Here is a 15,137-nt window from a genome sequence, read left to right on the forward strand (position 1 = left end):
GGGGCGGGGAGCGGGGCCTCGGCCAGGCCCCATGGACGACATCGGCTACGGGCTACAGTTCGACGGCTGGTACGACCGGCTGTTCCCCGATGCGGAGGCGGCCCGCCGGACAGCGAAGAACCTCGCCGCCCGCCACCCGGACCCCGCCCTGGGCAGCTGCGAATTCGGAGTGGGCACCGGTCGTATCGCCATCCCGCTGTCCCACCAGGTGGGCGAGGTGGTCGGCGTGGACTCCTCCCCTCAGATGCTCGCCGCACTCGGCCGGGCCGTACGCGAGCAGCGCGAACCGACCGCGGCCGTCACCGCAGTCCACGCGGACATCCGCAGCTTCCGCAGCGAACGGCGCTTCGGCCTGGTGTACGCGGTCTGCGCGACGCTGAACCAGCTGCTGTCCCGCGAGGACCAGCAGGAGGTGGTCCGGCGCGCCGCCGAACTGCTCGTCCCCGGTGGCCTCCTGGTACTCGAAGGCCACAACCACCCGTGGGTGGAAGCCCTGCACGAAGGGCGGGCGCGTACCACCTTGTTCACCCCGTACCCCGAACCGGGCACAGGGCTGCAGACTCACTCCACGTTCGACGCCGGCAGGGGCCTGTGGCAGTGCTCGCACATCTGGTACGAGAAGGACGGCACGACCCGGGTCGGCACCGAGTACTCGCTGCTGCTCACCCCGTCCCGTACCGACGCCTATGCGCGGGCAGCCGGGCTGCGCCCTGCCGCCGAGGGCGCCTTGCACGGGGACTGGGAGCACGGCGAGTACACCGAGGCGTCTCCCACGTTCGTCGCCGTCTACGAGAAGCCCGCCCCCTGACCGACGCCCGGCCGCCACGGCATTCCCCCGTCCGTGGCGACCGGGCGTCCCCGCTCCATCCGCCCCCGTCCGCTCGAGAGCGAGGAGTTGAGTGATGAGCGTCGATGCTGTCGTCGTCGGCTCGGGACCCAACGGGCTCGCCGCCGCCGTCACCCTCGCCCGCGCGGGCCTTGCGGTCGAGGTCTTCGAGGCCCACGACACCATCGGCGGGGGCCTGCGCACCGAAGCCCTCTTCGACAGCGACGTCGTCCACGACATCTGCTCCGCGGTGCACCCGATGGCCGTCGCCGCCCCGTTCTTCCGCGAGTTCGACCTGCCCGCGCGCGGCGTCGAACTCCGCCGTTCCGACGCCGCGTACGCCCATCCCCTTCCGGACGGCCCGGCGGCTGTCGCGTACCGCGACCTGGCCCGCACCTGCGAACGTCTTGGCCGGGACGGGCCGCGCTGGCGCCGACTGATGGAGCCACTGACGGCGCACAGCGAGGACTTCGTCCGGCTGATTCTCCAGGGGCCCACCGCGCTGGGCCGGGTCGGCCCGCGGGTGCTGCTCGCCCTCGGCACCCGCGTCCTCGCGCACGGAACGCCCCGGGCGCCCGGCCAGTTCACCGACGAACCCGCCCGCGCCCTGCTCACCGGCGTCGCCGCGCACGCCATCGGCCCGCTGCCCAGCATCGCCTCGGGCACAGTGGCCATGCTGCTCGGGCATCTCGCGCACACCAGCGGGTGGCCGCTGCCCCGTGGCGGCAGCGCGCGCATCGCCCAGGCCCTGGCCGACGACCTCATCGCCCACGGCGGCACCCTCTACACCGGCATCCGCGTGGATGACCTGCGGGACCTGCCACCCGCCCGGATCGTCCTGCTCGACATCAGCCCGAAGGAGGTCATCCGTATCGCCGGGCACGCCCTGCCCGCCGGGTACGCCCGACGGCTGCGCCGCTTCCGGTACGGCCCCGGCGCCGCGAAGGCGGACTTCCTGCTGAGCGAGCCCGTCCCGTGGGCCGACCCGGACACCGCGGCCGCCGCCACGGTCCATCTCGGCGGCACCCAGCAGGAGATGTTCCACCAGGAGACCCGCACCGCCCGCGGGAGCGCCACTGGCGAGCCGTTCGTCCTCCTCGTCGACCCGACCGTGGCCGACCCCACACGCGCCCGCCCCGGCAAGCGGCCCCTCTGGGCCTACGCCCATGTACCCAACGGCAGCACCGAGGATCCGCTGCCTCTCATCCGTGCCCGCATCGAGCGCTACGCCCCGGGTTTCACCGACACGGTCGTCGCCGAGCGGGCCACCAGCGCGGCGGCGATGGAGCAGTACAACCCCAACTACGTCGGCGGGGACATCGGCGCCGGCGCGATGACGCTCGGCCAGTCCCTCTTCCGCCCCACGATCCAGCGCGACCCGTACCGCACCCCCCTGCCCGGCGTGTACCTGTGCTCGGCCTCCACCCCGCCGGGGCCCAGTGTGCACGGTATGTCCGGATACCTCGCGGCGCGCTCAGCGCTGCGCCGTGAGGCCGGCGTCCGCGAGTTCCCGGCGCTCGCCCCGTAGGGAAGGGCGAAGGGCCGACCCGTTTTCGGGTCTGTACGCTCACCGGCTCTGTCCCGTAATCGGTGGTAGCGAAGGGTGACGGCCGTCGCTGGCATGGTGTGCGCGATGTCAATGAGCTTGTGCGGGTGGCGATTTCGGGCCTGTCGGCCCCCGTCGTCGAGGGCGTGACGGACGAGGGTGAGGGGGCGCCGACGGAACTCGCTGATCAGGCCCTGCGCCCAAGAAGAGGAGATCATTTTCCGCGCTGCACCCCCACGTTTCCCACACTCCTGATCAGCAGCACGCAAGACGCCCAGCCACATCAGCAAGCTCCGACTCCGTCCCTACGGGCCGCGCGGCACCAGACCAGGGCGGGCACAGCATCCAGGGCACCGTGTCTTCCTCAAGGGCGGCGAGGAAGTGAAGCGGGAGCCATTCCGCACGCCCTGCACGCCCTTTACGCCCTGTACGCCGCGCAACGAGATCGCGTGCGAGTGACAACGGCCAGCCATCAGAGAGGTCAGGCCCGGCCATCCGTTTCCGGATACCGGGCCTGTTCTCGTACATGACTCTCAGCGCTGGCCCGCGACATCTGCCAGCAGTGTTCGGACCTCCGCCATCGCCGCCAGGGGCACGGGGTCGGGGCCGCTCACGGCGAGGAGCAGGTCCGCAAGCAACGCGGCGAGCCGACATCCGTTCTCCCGTACGAAGGCTTCCGCGCCCTCCGTGAAGTCCCCGCGGATGTGCAGTGCGGTGAGTTCCCCGTCCCCCGCCGACGCGTTGACCAGGAGGCCGGCGATCCGGCGTTCCAGCGCGGTCGGAGTCCACTGGCCGGAGGCCAGATCCTGGCCGAGGTCGTGCACCCGTTCGCTCAGAAGACTGCCGTCCGGCACGGTGCTCCACGCGATCATGCGGAGACCGCGCTCGCGGCCTTTCGGCCGGTGCCGAGCCTGAGGAGTAGCGAAGTCGCGGTCAGCGCCACACCAAACCACACGACGCTGGTGACACCCATATTGTCGGCGAACAGTCCGCCCAGAAGCGCTCCGAGCGCGATGGACGTGTTGTAGGCCATGGTATTGAGCGACATCGCGGCTTCGAAGGTCTCGGGCGCGGCAGCGAGAGTCATGTTGACCTGGCTAAGGGGTCCTTTCAGAATGCTGGGTTCTCGCGGGCGAGGGTCATGCAGTGGGCGAGCTGGAGGAACGAACGCGTCGTGCATGTCGTCCCGCGTTTCCCAGCGGGTCCGTAAGCGGCGTGGGCCGTGGAGCCAGGCGATGGCGGACTCGGCAACCCACCGCACCCGGCCCAGGCCCGAGCCGTGCGGTTCTCCGCGCCGGGCGATCTTCGGGACGATGCCGCGCTCGCGCAGACGACGGCGGTAGATGTCGTGGTCGTAGCCACGGTCGGCATACAACGCCCGGGGCTTGCGCCGAGGCCGGCCCCGCTTGCCCCGCACCGGCGGCACGCTGTCGACCAGCGGCAGGAGCTGCGTGACGTCGTTGCGGTGCCCGCCCGTCAACGACACCCGCAGCGAAATACCGTGCGCCTCGGTCAGCACGTGGTGCTTCGAGCCCGGCCGCGCGCGGTCAACCGGACTCGGACCCACTTTTGCGCTGCTTCACCCCCGCTTGGCCTGCACGTGCGAGGCATCGACGGTGACGCGGGAGAAGTCCAGGCGGTCCGCCGCCCGCAACCGGTCCAGCAGCACCCGCTGGAGTTCCTCCCACACCCCGGCCTCCTGCCATTCAGCCAATCGCCGCCAGCGGGTAGGCCCGGAACCGAACCCCAACTCCTGCGGCGGGTACTCCCACTGGATCCCGGTGTAGAGGACGAACAGCACACCCTGCAGCGTCCTGCGGTCATCGATCCGCTTGCGCCCCGGGTACCGGAACCGCCGCTCATGCCTCGGCAGCAGCGGCTCGATCACCGCCCACAGCTCGTCACTGATCTCCCACGGCTTCCGCCCGGAGGACACGGTCCTTGCCGCAGACCGGGCACGTTGCCTTCGCGGCCTGTTCCTGCATCCGGCGCCAGCGCCGGCAGCAGTGCTCACGGTCGAGATAGCCGACTGGTGCCCCGCAGGTGACGCAGTCGCGTTGCCTCTTGCCCACCGCTGTCTCCGCCGGTCACAGCGGCGGCATTGACCGGCCGCGTCCGGAGACGGCCTTGGGAAGTTCGGTGACGGGCCGGCGCGAAGCCACGGGCCGCTCGACGGGGGTGGTGTCGACTTCGATCAGGTCGTTCGGGGTGCACTCCAGCGCGGTGCACAACGCTGCCAGGGTGGTCATCTTCACCTGCGAGGGTTCCTTGGTGAACAGCGCGGACACCGAGGCGGAGGACAGCTCCAGGCCGGCCTCACACCTTGATGTTCTTTCCGGCCCGGCTGCCCATCAGGTCGGCCATCTCGCGCATGCTGACCGGACGGTCCCAGCCGATGTCGATGCGCTCACCGTCCTCGGCCTCGGCGTCGACCGCGGCCGCCAGGTACGCCGCGAGATCGGAGGTGTGGACGAAGGTCAGCGGGACGGTGGTCTTGCCCACCCACATCAGGCGGCCCTTGTCGATCGGGTGGCCCGCCATGGTCGCGATCTGGTCGACGAACGCTCCCGGGCGCAGTGCGACGAACGGGACGCCGAGCTGTTCGAGCTTGTCCTCGGCGATCTTCTTGTGCCAGAAGTGCGGGACATGAGTCGTCTGGTCGCTGGTGAGGATGCTGGTCAGGACGAACCGGCGGATGCCGGCGCGGTGGGCCGCCTCGGCGAGGTTGGCGTTGCCGCCGGTGTCGATGGCGTGCGCGTTCCTGCCGCCGCGGGTGTAGCCGGCGGCGGTGGTGATGACGGCATCGGCGCCGTCCATGGCGGCGACGAGCGAGTCGACGTCGAGCATGTCGCCGCGGGCGATCTCGACACCCCGGCTTTCGAGCCCGCTCGCGTCGGTGGCCGGCCGGACCAGGGCACGGACTATCTTGCCGCGCCCCAGCAGTTCGTCGACGACCTTGCCCCCGAGGGAGCCGGTCGCCCCGACGACGAGGACCGGGAGGGTGGTGAAACGGGTGGTGCTCATGGGGGTCTCACTACCCATCAGGTCAGGGGTGGGGGCTTGGGCGGGCGCGGACGTGGGCGCCGTCGGCCCGGGTCGCTCAGCGGGCGGGCCTGTGATGGGCGGTTCCGCGGCTCGCGCTCGCCCAGGACGCCGAGGCCGGGGAGCCTGTCTCCGTTGAGCACGGGCCTTACGTGGACCCTTCTCGCGGAGGAGCGCTGCTGCTGATCGCGTCGGCGATGGCGTAGGCGGTGCGGACGAAGGACTCGGCCTGCTGCGCCGACAGGTTCCGCGCGGAGGTCTCCTCCAGGGCCTGCCACATGGCTGCGAGGGGCTCACGCATGGCACGGCCCTTGTCGGTGAGGTGGACGACCATGACGCGCCGGTCATGTTCGGCCGGCTCGCGGATGAGCAGTCCGGCGTCCTGCATACGGCGTAGGGAGACCGATTCCCGGTCCCGGGCCCGGTGCGGCGCCGGGACGGATGCCGCTGAGCCGGTAGGGCGCGCCGCGGCATCGGGCACACGCCGGGCACGCCGAGCGCGAGGCGCACCCGAGGCCGTCGAACAGGCCCACGCCGCCTTCGCCCCGAGGTCGTCTCAGGACGCGGCGGCTCCCCTCTTGGCGGCCTGGATCTGCTCGTACACATGCGTCCGCAGCTCGGTGAAGCGCGGATCCACCCTCGTGTGCAGCTGATCCCGCGCGACGGGCAGTTCTACCTTCAGCTGCTCCCGCACGACGGTGGGGGAGGCGGACAGCACGATCACCCGCTCCCCGAGGTAGACGGCCTCGTCGATGTCGTGAGTGACGAACAGGATCGTGATGCCGCGCTCCCGCCACAGCCCCCGTACCAGGTCTTCCAGATCGGCCCGGGTCTGGGCGTCCACCGCCGCGAACGGCTCGTCCATCAGCAGCACACGGGGCTCGTACGCCAGCGCCCGGGCGATGGCGACCCGCTGCTGCATACCGCCGGACAACTGCCAGGGATACGCCCCCACCGCGTCCGCCAGCCCCACCGACTCCAGCGCGTCGCGGACCAGTTCCCGGCGTCGGGCCTTGCTCAAGTCCTTCTGTCTGAGCGGAAGTTCGACGTTCTCGCCGACGCGCATCCAGGGGAAGAGGCTGCGCCCGTACTCCTGGAAGACGATCGCCATCCCGGGTGGCGGACCGCTCACCTTCAGCCCCTCCAGGAGCACTTCACCGCCGGTCGGTGTGAGCAGCCCTCCCACGCACTTCAGCAGCGTGGTCTTGCCACAGCCCGACGGCCCGACGAGACAGACCAGTTCTCCGGCGTCGATGGTGAAGCTGAGGTCGCGGACCGCCTCCACACGCCGCCCCGACCCCTCGTAGACCTTCTTCAGACCCCGTACGTCGAGCATGGACCGCCCTTTCAAGAGGCTCACGGCGACCGCCGGGCCGAGGCGCGCAGACCGTGGTACCAGCCGAGCGCCCGCCGCTCGACCCACTGGAAGACGACCGACAGCAGGAAACCGAGCAGACCGAGCACGAGGATGCCGGTCCACATGTCCGGGATCGCGAAGCCGCGCTGGAACTGGACGATGGTGAAGCCGAGCCCGTTGCTCGCGGCGAACATCTCGCTGATCACCATGAGGATGATGCCGATGGACAGGGCCTGGCGCAGGCCCGCGAAGATCTGGGGGCTCGCCGACGGCAGCACCAGGTTCCTGAGCCGCGCCACACCGGTGATGCCGTACGAGCGCGCCGTCTCGGCCATCACCGGGTCCACCGCCCGCACGCCCTCGACCGTGTTGAGCAGGACGGGCCACACGCAGCCGGCCGCGATCACCGTGACCTTCATCGTGTCGCCGATCCCCGCGAACAGCATGATGACCGGTACCAGCACCGGCGGCGGCACCGCCCGCAGGAACTCCAGGACCGGCTCGCACACCGCCCGCACCCGCCGATAGGACCCGATGACCGTACCGAGCGCCACCCCCAGGGCCGCCGCCAGCGCATAACCGCCCGCCAGCCGCAGCACGCTCGGCAGCACGTCGCCCCGCAGGCGCTCCGCCGTCCACACGTCCGGGAAGGCCTCCAGGATCGTCCGCAAGGGCGGCCAGTACACGTCCGTACTGCCGGCGGACGCCACCCACCAGACCGTGACCAGCAGGGCCGGGAGGGCGACGGCGAACACCAGCCGCAGCAGCAGACGCCTCACACCGTCACCTCCCCGCGCACCGACTGGTGCCAGGCCAGCGCCCGCCGCTCCACCGTGCGCGCGCCGACGTTGATCAGCAGACCCAGCAGCCCGGTCACCACGATCAGCGCGTACATCTCGGGCACGGCCTGCGAGGCCTGAGCCACCCCGATGCGCTTGCCCAGCCCCGGTGCCCCGATGACGAGTTCGGACGTGACGGCGAGGATCAGCGCGACCGCCGCCGCCAGCCGGACGCCGGTCATGACGTACGGCAGCGCGGTCGGCCACAGCACATGCCGGATCCGCGCCCAGGTACCGAGGCCGTACGACCGCGCCGTCTCGTCGGCGACGGGGTCGACGTCCTGGACGCCGTACAGAACCTGGATCAGGATTTGCCAGAACGACGCGTAGACGACGAGGAGGAGCACCGACCGCAGTTCGGTGCCGTACAGCAGTACCGCCAGCGGGATCAGCGCGACCGACGGGATGGGGCGCAGGAACTCGATCGTGGAGGCCGTCGCCTCGCGCAGATACGGTACGACCGAGATCAGCACGCCCGCCACGATTCCCGCACCGGACGCGATCGCCAGGCCCAGCGCCCAGCCGGTGAGCGTGTCGCCGAGCGCAGTCCAGAAGGCGGAGTCGGCCATCTCGTCAGCGAGTGCTCCGGCGATACGGCTGGTGGGTGGGAAGTAGGTCTCCTCGACCAGGCCGAGCCGTGGTACCACCTCGCCCAGGGCGAGAAGGGCGGCGAGTCCGGCCGCACCGAGCGCGGCGTTCGCGCCCCTCATGCGTCTGTGCCCCTCACGGCAGCAGCTTGTCCAGATCCGGCGTCGACTTGAACAGGCCGTCGTCCTCGCCGAGCTTCATCAGCGCCTCGATGGAGGCGCGGTTCGGCTCCGCCGGCCACTTCGGCAGGGTCGCCTTCTCCAGCACCGCCGCCGGGATCTTCGTGTACGTGGTGACGATCTGGCGGGCTTCGTCCGGGTGGGCGTCGGCGTAGGCGAGGGACTCGGCGGTGGCCTGCTGGAACTTCTTCACCACCTCCGGGTTCTGCTGGGCGTATTGCGTCGAGGTGAAGTAGAGCGCGACGGTGAGGTCGGGTGCCACGTCCACCAGGTTCGAGGCGATCTCGCGGCCGCCCTGGCTCTTGACGGTGGCGAGGGCGGGCTCGACCACCTGGGCGGCGTCGATCTGCCCGCTGTCGAGGGCGGCAGGCATCTGGTCGAAGGCGAGCTCGACGAACCTGACCTTGTCCGGGTCGCCGCCCGCCTTGCGCACCGACGCGCGCACGGACGTCTCGTTGATGTTCTTCAGGGTGTTGATGGCGACCCGCTTGCCCTCCAGGTCCTTCGGCGACCTGATCGGACTGTCCTTGCTCACGGTGATCGCGCTGAAGTCCTTGCCGTCGACGCCGGTCGACGCGATCGCGTTCGCGACGGCCTTGATCGGCACGTTGTTGGACTGGGCGATCATCAGCGACGTCACGTTGGAGAACCCGAACTGGAACTGGCCGCTGGCCACACCCGGCACGATCGCCGCGCCGCCCTGCGCGGTGGTGAACTTGAGCTTCAGCCCCTGTTTCTCGAAGAAGCCCTTCTCCTGGCCCAGATAGAGGGGTGCCACATCGACGATGGGAATGAGCCCGACCTCGACGGTGGTCACCCCGCCGGACGAGGCGCCCGCGTCCGAGGTGCCACCGCCGTCGGACGAGCCGCAGGCCGCCGCGGTGAGCAGGACCGACACGGCCGTGAGACGGGTGAAGAGACGACGACGCATGACTCCTCCTGTGGGACCGGCTGTGGTTCTCCGACAGGTTGTGCGCAGACAGCACGCTTGTGCTCAGCGAGAACGTAGAGCCGGGCTCGCTCCATGGTCAATGCCTGTGCCTGTACTGATCGTTGACATCGCGAGATCCGCACTCCTAGCGTGCGCACAGCGCACGGTCGTACGTCACGCCGGAGGCCCAGGATGTCCGCTGAAGCCCGCGCACCGCATTTCGTCCGGTCCTTCGAGCGCGGCCTCGCCGTGATCCGCGCCTTCGACGCCGAGCATCCGGCGCTGACCCTGAGCGAGGTCGCGCGCGCCTGCGAACTGACCCGCGCGGCGGCCCGCCGTTTCCTGCTCACCCTCGCCGACCTCGGCTACGTCCACACCGACGGCCGCCGCTTCCGCCTCACCCCGCGGGTGCTGGAACTCGGCTACTCCTACCTCTCCAGCTACACGCTGCCCCAGATCGCCGAGCCCCATCTGGAGCAACTCGTCGCGCGAGTACGGGAATCGTCCTCGCTCTGTGTCCTCGACGGCGACGACATCGTGTACGTCGCCCGGGTCCCGACCCGCCGCATCATGACCGCGTCCATCACGGTCGGCACCCGTTTCCCGGCGTATGTGACGTCGGTGGGCCGGGTGATCCTCGCTCATCTGCCGGACGAGGACGTCGAAGTCAGGCTCGCCCGTGCGGAGTTGAAGCCCCTTACCGCGCGCACGATCACCACGCCGGAGGCCCTGCGGACGGAGCTGCGCCGCGTCCGCCGGCAGGGTTACGCCGTCGTCGACCAGGAGCTGGAGGAGGGGCTGAGGTCGGTCGCCGCCCCGGTTCGGGACCGGGACGGTGACGCGGTCGCGGCCGTCAACATCGCCGTGCACGCCGGCCGCAACTCCGTCGATTCCGTACGCCGCGACCTGCTGCCGCACCTGCTGGCGACCGTCGCCGGGATCGAGGCCGACCTGCGGATCACAAGTCCAGCACCAGCCGCCGCCCCCGGCACCGGGACACGCAGATCATCATCGTCTCGCCGCTCTCCCGCTCCTGAGGGGTGAGCACGGAGTCCCGGTGTTCCGGGGTGCCGTCGAGGACGTCCGTCTCACAGGTTCCGCAGGTGCCCTCGGTGCAGGAGTAGAGCACCTCGACCCCGGCGGCGCGCACGGCGTCCAGGACGGACACGTCCGGCGCGACCGTGAGCGTCCGGCCGCTTCGCGCCAGCTCCACGTCGAACGCGGTGTCGCCGCCGGTCTCCTGCTCCTTCGGCCGGAACCGCTCGACGCGCAGCACTCCGGACGGGCAGCGCTCCTCGACCGCGTCCAGCAGCGGCCCGGGGCCGCAGCAGTAGACGAGCGTGCCGTCGGGTACGTCGTCCAGCACGGACGGCAGGTCCAGCAGCCCCGTCTCGTCCTCGGGCGCGATCGTCACCCGGTCCCCGTAGCGGGCCAGTTCCTCGCCGAACGCCATCGACCGGCGGGTGCGACCGCCGTACAGCAGCGTCCACTCGGCGCCCGCCGCCTCAGCCGCCGCCAGCATCGGCAGGATCGGGGTGATGCCGATGCCGCCCGCGACGAAGCGGTAGCGGGGGGCGGGCTCCAGGCCGAAGTTGTTCCGGGGCCCGCGCACCCGGACCTTGTCGCCCTGCCCGACCTGCTCGTGCACATGGACCGAGCCACCCCGGCCGTCCGGCTCGCGCAGCACCGCGATCCGCCAGGACGACCGGTCCGCCGGATCGCCGCACAGCGAGTACTGCCGCTCCAGCCCGGGGCCGAGCACCACGTCGATGTGGGCGCCCGGCTTCCACGCCGGGAGCGGCTCGCCCAACGGGTGGCGCAGGGTGAGGGCGAGCACGCCGTCTGCGGCGAACCCACGCCGCTCGACGACGAGTTCGTCTTCGTACACGCTCATGAGCTGTTCCCTCGCGGCTCGTCGACGTCGTGCCCCTGCGGGTGGGCGAGCATCCACTCCCACATCTCCACCGGGTCCTGCGCGGTGTGCTCACGGCCGCAGTGGCAGGTGCCGTGCAGGATGTCGGTGCCGGGCAGCCAGTCGATGCGGTAGATCTCGCCGGTCGGACTCGTCACTGGACCTTCTCCACGGGCTTCTCGCCCTCCTCGACCAGCCGGGCGAGGATACGGCGGGCGGCCAGACCACCGGTGTCGATGTTGATGCTCAGCTCCTGGTAGCCGGTGCGCTCGGTGCCGAGGGTCTTCTGGAGCAGGTTGAGCGCGGTGACGTCCTGCATCACGACGGTGTGGTTGTTGCCGCGCAGGAACTCGGTGACCTCGGCGTCGTCCGTCGCCCAGTCGCGGGAGACGGCCCAGAAGTCGTACACCTTGCCGTCGCCGGACGGTGTGATCGCGTACGTGATCTCGGTGTGGAAGCCGTTCGGGTCGCTGCCGTCCGGCTCGGGCAGCACACCGACCGGGGCGATGCGGCTGTGCAGCAGGTACAGGCAGGGGGCGTGGTACTCGATGTCCTGCCAGCGGGTGATCCGGCCTTCGATGCCGGTGGACTTGGCGTAGAACGGCGGGCACTCGGCGTCGTCCATGTGCAGGCTCACCCGGACGATCCCGGCGCCCTCGTCGACCTCCGTGGTGATCGGCGTCTCGGCGACCTCGGGGGTGCCGATGTACCCGCCGTGCAGATACGTCTCGTGCGACAGGTCCAGGAGGTTGTCGACGAGGAGCCCGTAGTCGCAGTCGATGGGCTCCATGCCGCGCACGGTGACCCAGCCGGGGGAATCGAGGTGCCTGGCCCGCGGGATGCCCTGCGGATCGGCGAGCGCGGGGTCACCGATCCACACCCAGATCAGCGAGTCCTGCTCGACGACCGGGTAGGAGGCGACCCGGGCCGTGCGCGGCACCCGCTTCTGCCCCGGAACGTACACGCAGGTACCGGTCGTGTCGTAGGTGAACCCGTGGTACCCGCACACGATCCGGTCGCCGTCGAGCCGCGTCGGGGCCTCCGACAGCGGATAACGCCGGTGCACACACCGGTCGTGCAGCACGACCGGTGTGCCCTCCTCCTCGGTCCGGTAGAGCACGAGCGTCTCATCGAGAATCGTCCGTCCGAGCAACTCCCGCCCGACCTCGTGACTGTAGGCGGCGACGTACCACTGGTTCCTGGCGAAGGCGGTCGTGTGGGGCATGGGCTTCCCGTCCCTGTCGGCGGGGCGTCGTCGCCCCGCGTGCCGTGGTTGGAACCAGGGTCGTGACGTTCGCGGCAGCTCGGCAAGGCGGCTTCTGCCAGACGGAAGAGCTTCCACGGGTGGCTCATGCGTGTACTCCGGTGCTACCGGCCGGGATGCTGGGCACCGTCGGGGCGCCGGGGAGGGGGCCCGGGCGGGACGTTGGGCGAGGACGTCGAAAATGTTGTCGACCGCCAAGTCCACCATGGCGGCGCGGGTGGCCTCGGTGGTGATCGAGGACTAGCGACACCGCTCGGGGGATGCCGGACCGGGCTTGGGGCTCTGGTGTGCACGTGGAGAGGGCCACGACGGGTGTCGTGGCACTCTCTCGGTGCCCTGCATGGAGCGGGGCTGCCTTCCGCCGGCGTGGCGTCGCATGCGCGCGGCTCCCGCTCGCAACTCCGGGCGGGAGCCGCGTCGCTCGGCTCGTGCAAGCCGGCGCGCACAGGCCATCAGGCGGTGCTCTCCGTGAACGCGTCCGCGACGGCGGCGCCTTCGCGGACGAAGACCGGGATACGTTCCAGCGGCGCGGGAACGTCGAGCGCGGTGCCGCCCCCGTGGAGCTCACCGGTGGCGGTGTCGGTCCAGTGCGCGCCGGCCGGGAGGTAGACGGCGCGGCTGCGGGCTCCGGCCTCGGCGACCGGCGCGACGAGGAGGTCGGGCCCGAGGAGGAACTGGTCGTCGACGGTCCAGGAATGGGCGTCCTCGGGGAAGCCGAAGAACAGGGGACGCATCACCGGCGCCCCGGTGCGGTGCGCCTGTTCGGACAGCTCCTGCAGATAGGGCCGCAGCCGCTCGCGCAGCCGCAGGTGCGCAGTCAGGATCGGGTATGCCTGTGGTCCGTATGACCAGACCTCGTTCGGACCGCCGGTCATGTCCGCGGAGAAGGTGGGGTGGTTCGGCGCACGGTCGCCGTGCAGCCGCATGATGGGGCTGAAGGTGCCGTACTGGAACCACCGGACCAGCACTTCCTGGTACGTCGGGTCGGAGGGGTCACCGCCGAGGAAGCCGCCGATGTCGGTGTTCCACCACGGGATGCCGCTCATCGCGACGTTCAGCCCGGCCCGGATCTGCTGGGCCAGCGACTCGAAGGTGGGCATGATGTCACCGGACCACAGGGCGGCGCCGTAGCGCTGGCTGCCCGCCCAGGCTGAGCGGACGAGGCTGAGCGGGCGTTCGTCGCCGGCCTCGTTCAGGCCTTCGGCGACGGCGCGGGCGACCAACTGCCCGTAGAGGTTGCCCACCTGGACACCGGGGCCCGCCGAGTAGACCGCACGGGCGGCCAGTTCGAGAGGCATGTCCGGCTCGCAGGCGTCGAGCCAGAAGGCGCAGACACCGAGTGAGCGGTAGTGCTCGCTCAGCTGTTGCCAGAGGTGGCGGCGGGCGGCCGGACGGGTGGCGTCGACGTAGGTCATCGGCTGGTAATCCGTGCCGTGGCCGCGGGCGGGCCAGGGGAAGGTCAGCAGGCCGCCGTGGCTGTCGCCGACGAGGAGTCCGGCGTCGTGCAGCGTGTCGTGGTTGCGGCTGCCGGGATCCACGGTGGGCCAGACGGACACCGCCAACTTGACGCCGAGCGACTCCAGTTCCCTGATCATGGCGTCCGGAGCGGGCCAGTCGGTGGGGTCGAAGTCCCAGTCACCCATGTGGGTCCAGTGGAAGAAGTCGCAGACGATCACCGACAGGGGCAGTCCGCGCCCCTTGTACTCCCGGGCGACGGCCAGGAGTTCGTCCTGCGTGCGGTAGCGCAGCTTGGACTGCCAGAAGCCGGCTGCCCATGCGGGCAGCAGCGGCGGGTGCCCGGTGGCGTCGGCGTACGCCTCCATGATGTGGGCCGGGGTGTCGCCCGCGGTGATCCAGTAGTCGATCTGGTGGGCCGAGTCGGCGACCCAGCGGGTGGCGTCCCTGCCGAGCTCGACCCTGCCCATGGCGGGGTTGTTCCAGAGCAGGCCGTAGCCGCGCGAGGAGTGCAGGAACGGGATGGCGACCACCGTGTTGCCCTGGACCAGATCGATCACCAGGCCCTTCTGGTCGAGGTAGCCGTGCAGATGCTGGCCCAGGCCGTGGATCCGCTCACCGTCGTACGCCTCGAAGCGCTGCTCGATGCGGTGGGTGCCGTCGTCGAGCGGCGTGTAGGAGCGTGCCTGCGGGCAGGCCGTGTAGGGGCGCTTGTCGGAGAGCAGTTCGCAGCCCGTGGCGGTGTGCAGGAAGCGCAGCGAGCCGTCCTGGTCGGCCTCCACGGTGAGGCGGCCGTGGACGATGCGGGCGCCGCCGTCCGCGTGCGCGGTCACGGTGGGGGCAGGGCCTGGGGCGGGGACGCAGAGGGCACCGGGGAGTGTGTGGTCGGGGGCCTGACCGGGGCGGGCGCGGACCCGGACCGAGTGCGGCCCCCAGGGCTCGATGAGGAGGACCTCGTGCGGGGTGCGTCGTTCGAGGACGTCGCCCTGTGCGGTGAAGACTGCCATAGCTCCGGGGATTCCTTCTCAGATCTGGATGTCGGCGGTGGTCGACGGTGACAGCCCGATGACGTTCGAGGACAGCGGCGGCGGCGAGAAGGACAGTACTTGTGAACGTTCCGCTCGTCGAAGGACGGTTGGATCCGCTTCTTCGATTTCAGGCGTGCTCCGGCGTGGTCGCCGGTGGCGACGACCGCAAG

Annotated in this window: 14 protein-coding genes and 2 pseudogenes; 3 read left to right on the forward strand and 13 right to left on the reverse strand. The window is 70.7% G+C overall.

Annotated features, from left to right (window positions below; genetic code table 11):
* Positions 1–31 precede the first annotated feature (31 nt).
* Positions 32–808 (forward strand): class I SAM-dependent methyltransferase, encoded by a 777-nt coding sequence (locus tag V8690_RS36995; RefSeq protein WP_338784409.1) that lies wholly within the window; start codon positions 32–34, stop codon positions 806–808.
* A gap of 94 nt (positions 809–902) precedes the next feature.
* Complete coding sequence (locus tag V8690_RS37000) at positions 903–2,354, forward strand: NAD(P)/FAD-dependent oxidoreductase (protein ID WP_338784410.1); 1,452 nt, start codon at positions 903–905, stop codon at positions 2,352–2,354.
* A 551-nt stretch (positions 2,355–2,905) separates the two neighbouring features.
* On the opposite strand, the gene V8690_RS37005 is transcribed toward V8690_RS37000, so the two are convergent.
* The 9 genes and pseudogenes from V8690_RS37005 to V8690_RS37045 form a co-directional block, all read right to left on the reverse strand.
* Positions 2,906–3,244 (reverse strand): hypothetical protein, encoded by a 339-nt coding sequence (locus tag V8690_RS37005; protein WP_338784411.1) that lies wholly within the window; start codon positions 3,242–3,244, stop codon positions 2,906–2,908.
* A gap of 290 nt (positions 3,245–3,534) precedes the next feature.
* A pseudogene (locus V8690_RS37010) lies at positions 3,535–4,308 on the reverse strand (IS5 family transposase); the annotation flags it as partial.
* A 151-nt stretch (positions 4,309–4,459) separates the two neighbouring features.
* Positions 4,460–4,681, reverse strand: coding sequence for a helix-turn-helix transcriptional regulator (locus V8690_RS37015; protein ID WP_338785591.1), 222 nt, complete (start codon positions 4,679–4,681; stop codon positions 4,460–4,462).
* 7 nt (positions 4,682–4,688) lie between these two features.
* On the reverse strand, positions 4,689–5,396 hold the full coding sequence (locus V8690_RS37020; RefSeq protein WP_338784412.1) for an SDR family oxidoreductase: 708 nt from the start codon (positions 5,394–5,396) through the stop codon (positions 4,689–4,691).
* A 166-nt stretch (positions 5,397–5,562) separates the two neighbouring features.
* Positions 5,563–5,820, reverse strand: a pseudogene (locus tag V8690_RS37025) (MarR family winged helix-turn-helix transcriptional regulator); the annotation flags it as partial.
* 150 nt (positions 5,821–5,970) lie between these two features.
* Positions 5,971–6,750, reverse strand: coding sequence for an ABC transporter ATP-binding protein (locus tag V8690_RS37030; RefSeq protein WP_338784413.1), 780 nt, complete (start codon positions 6,748–6,750; stop codon positions 5,971–5,973).
* Between the two features lie 20 nt (positions 6,751–6,770).
* Positions 6,771–7,550: an ABC transporter permease subunit gene (locus tag V8690_RS37035; RefSeq protein WP_338784414.1), complete on the reverse strand. Its 780-nt coding sequence runs from the start codon at positions 7,548–7,550 to the stop codon at positions 6,771–6,773.
* Positions 7,547–8,320, reverse strand: a complete 774-nt coding sequence (locus V8690_RS37040; RefSeq protein ID WP_338784415.1) for an ABC transporter permease — start codon at positions 8,318–8,320, stop codon at positions 7,547–7,549. Before V8690_RS37040 ends, V8690_RS37035 begins: the two co-directional genes overlap by 4 nt.
* A gap of 13 nt (positions 8,321–8,333) precedes the next feature.
* Positions 8,334–9,308, reverse strand: a complete 975-nt coding sequence (locus V8690_RS37045; protein ID WP_338784416.1) for an ABC transporter substrate-binding protein — start codon at positions 9,306–9,308, stop codon at positions 8,334–8,336.
* Positions 9,309–9,500: 192 nt separating this feature from the next.
* Between V8690_RS37045 and V8690_RS37050 the strand changes: the two genes are divergently transcribed.
* Positions 9,501–10,352 (forward strand): IclR family transcriptional regulator C-terminal domain-containing protein, encoded by an 852-nt coding sequence (locus tag V8690_RS37050; RefSeq protein WP_338784417.1) that lies wholly within the window; start codon positions 9,501–9,503, stop codon positions 10,350–10,352.
* Here the strand turns inward: V8690_RS37050 and V8690_RS37055 are convergent.
* From V8690_RS37055 to V8690_RS37070, 4 genes are all read right to left on the reverse strand, one after another.
* On the reverse strand, positions 10,267–11,202 hold the full coding sequence (locus tag V8690_RS37055) for a PDR/VanB family oxidoreductase (protein ID WP_338784418.1): 936 nt from the start codon (positions 11,200–11,202) through the stop codon (positions 10,267–10,269). The genes V8690_RS37050 and V8690_RS37055 overlap by 86 nt on opposite strands.
* Positions 11,199–11,378, reverse strand: coding sequence for a hypothetical protein (locus V8690_RS37060; RefSeq protein WP_274821056.1), 180 nt, complete (start codon positions 11,376–11,378; stop codon positions 11,199–11,201). Before V8690_RS37060 ends, V8690_RS37055 begins: the two co-directional genes overlap by 4 nt.
* Positions 11,375–12,445: an aromatic ring-hydroxylating dioxygenase subunit alpha gene (locus tag V8690_RS37065; RefSeq protein WP_338784419.1), complete on the reverse strand. Its 1,071-nt coding sequence runs from the start codon at positions 12,443–12,445 to the stop codon at positions 11,375–11,377. The genes V8690_RS37060 and V8690_RS37065 overlap by 4 nt, the downstream gene beginning before the upstream one ends.
* A gap of 491 nt (positions 12,446–12,936) precedes the next feature.
* Positions 12,937–14,946, reverse strand: coding sequence for a TIM-barrel domain-containing protein (locus V8690_RS37070; protein ID WP_338784420.1), 2,010 nt, complete (start codon positions 14,944–14,946; stop codon positions 12,937–12,939).
* Between the last annotated feature and the right edge of the window lie 191 nt (positions 14,947–15,137).

Origin of the sequence: Streptomyces sp. DG1A-41 (assembly GCF_037055355.1) — a bacterium.
Lineage (GTDB): Bacteria > Actinomycetota > Actinomycetes > Streptomycetales > Streptomycetaceae > Streptomyces.

Excerpts from the sequence above, each read along its gene's own strand:
- V8690_RS36995 (WP_338784409.1), top strand. The coding sequence starts at position 32 with ATGGACGACATCGGCTACGGGCTACAGTTCGACGGCTGGTACGACCGG.
- V8690_RS37000 (WP_338784410.1), top strand. The coding sequence starts at position 903 with ATGAGCGTCGATGCTGTCGTCGTCGGCTCGGGACCCAACGGGCTCGCC.
- V8690_RS37005 (WP_338784411.1), bottom strand. The coding sequence starts at position 3,244 with ATGATCGCGTGGAGCACCGTGCCGGACGGCAGTCTTCTGAGCGAACGG.
- V8690_RS37020 (WP_338784412.1), bottom strand. The coding sequence starts at position 5,396 with ATGAGCACCACCCGTTTCACCACCCTCCCGGTCCTCGTCGTCGGGGCG.
- V8690_RS37030 (WP_338784413.1), bottom strand. The coding sequence starts at position 6,750 with ATGCTCGACGTACGGGGTCTGAAGAAGGTCTACGAGGGGTCGGGGCGG.
- V8690_RS37040 (WP_338784415.1), bottom strand. The coding sequence starts at position 8,320 with ATGAGGGGCGCGAACGCCGCGCTCGGTGCGGCCGGACTCGCCGCCCTT.
- V8690_RS37045 (WP_338784416.1), bottom strand. The coding sequence starts at position 9,308 with ATGCGTCGTCGTCTCTTCACCCGTCTCACGGCCGTGTCGGTCCTGCTC.
- V8690_RS37050 (WP_338784417.1), top strand. The coding sequence starts at position 9,501 with ATGTCCGCTGAAGCCCGCGCACCGCATTTCGTCCGGTCCTTCGAGCGC.
- V8690_RS37055 (WP_338784418.1), bottom strand. The coding sequence starts at position 11,202 with ATGAGCGTGTACGAAGACGAACTCGTCGTCGAGCGGCGTGGGTTCGCC.
- V8690_RS37065 (WP_338784419.1), bottom strand. The coding sequence starts at position 12,445 with ATGCCCCACACGACCGCCTTCGCCAGGAACCAGTGGTACGTCGCCGCC.
- V8690_RS37070 (WP_338784420.1), bottom strand. The coding sequence starts at position 14,946 with ATGGCAGTCTTCACCGCACAGGGCGACGTCCTCGAACGACGCACCCCG.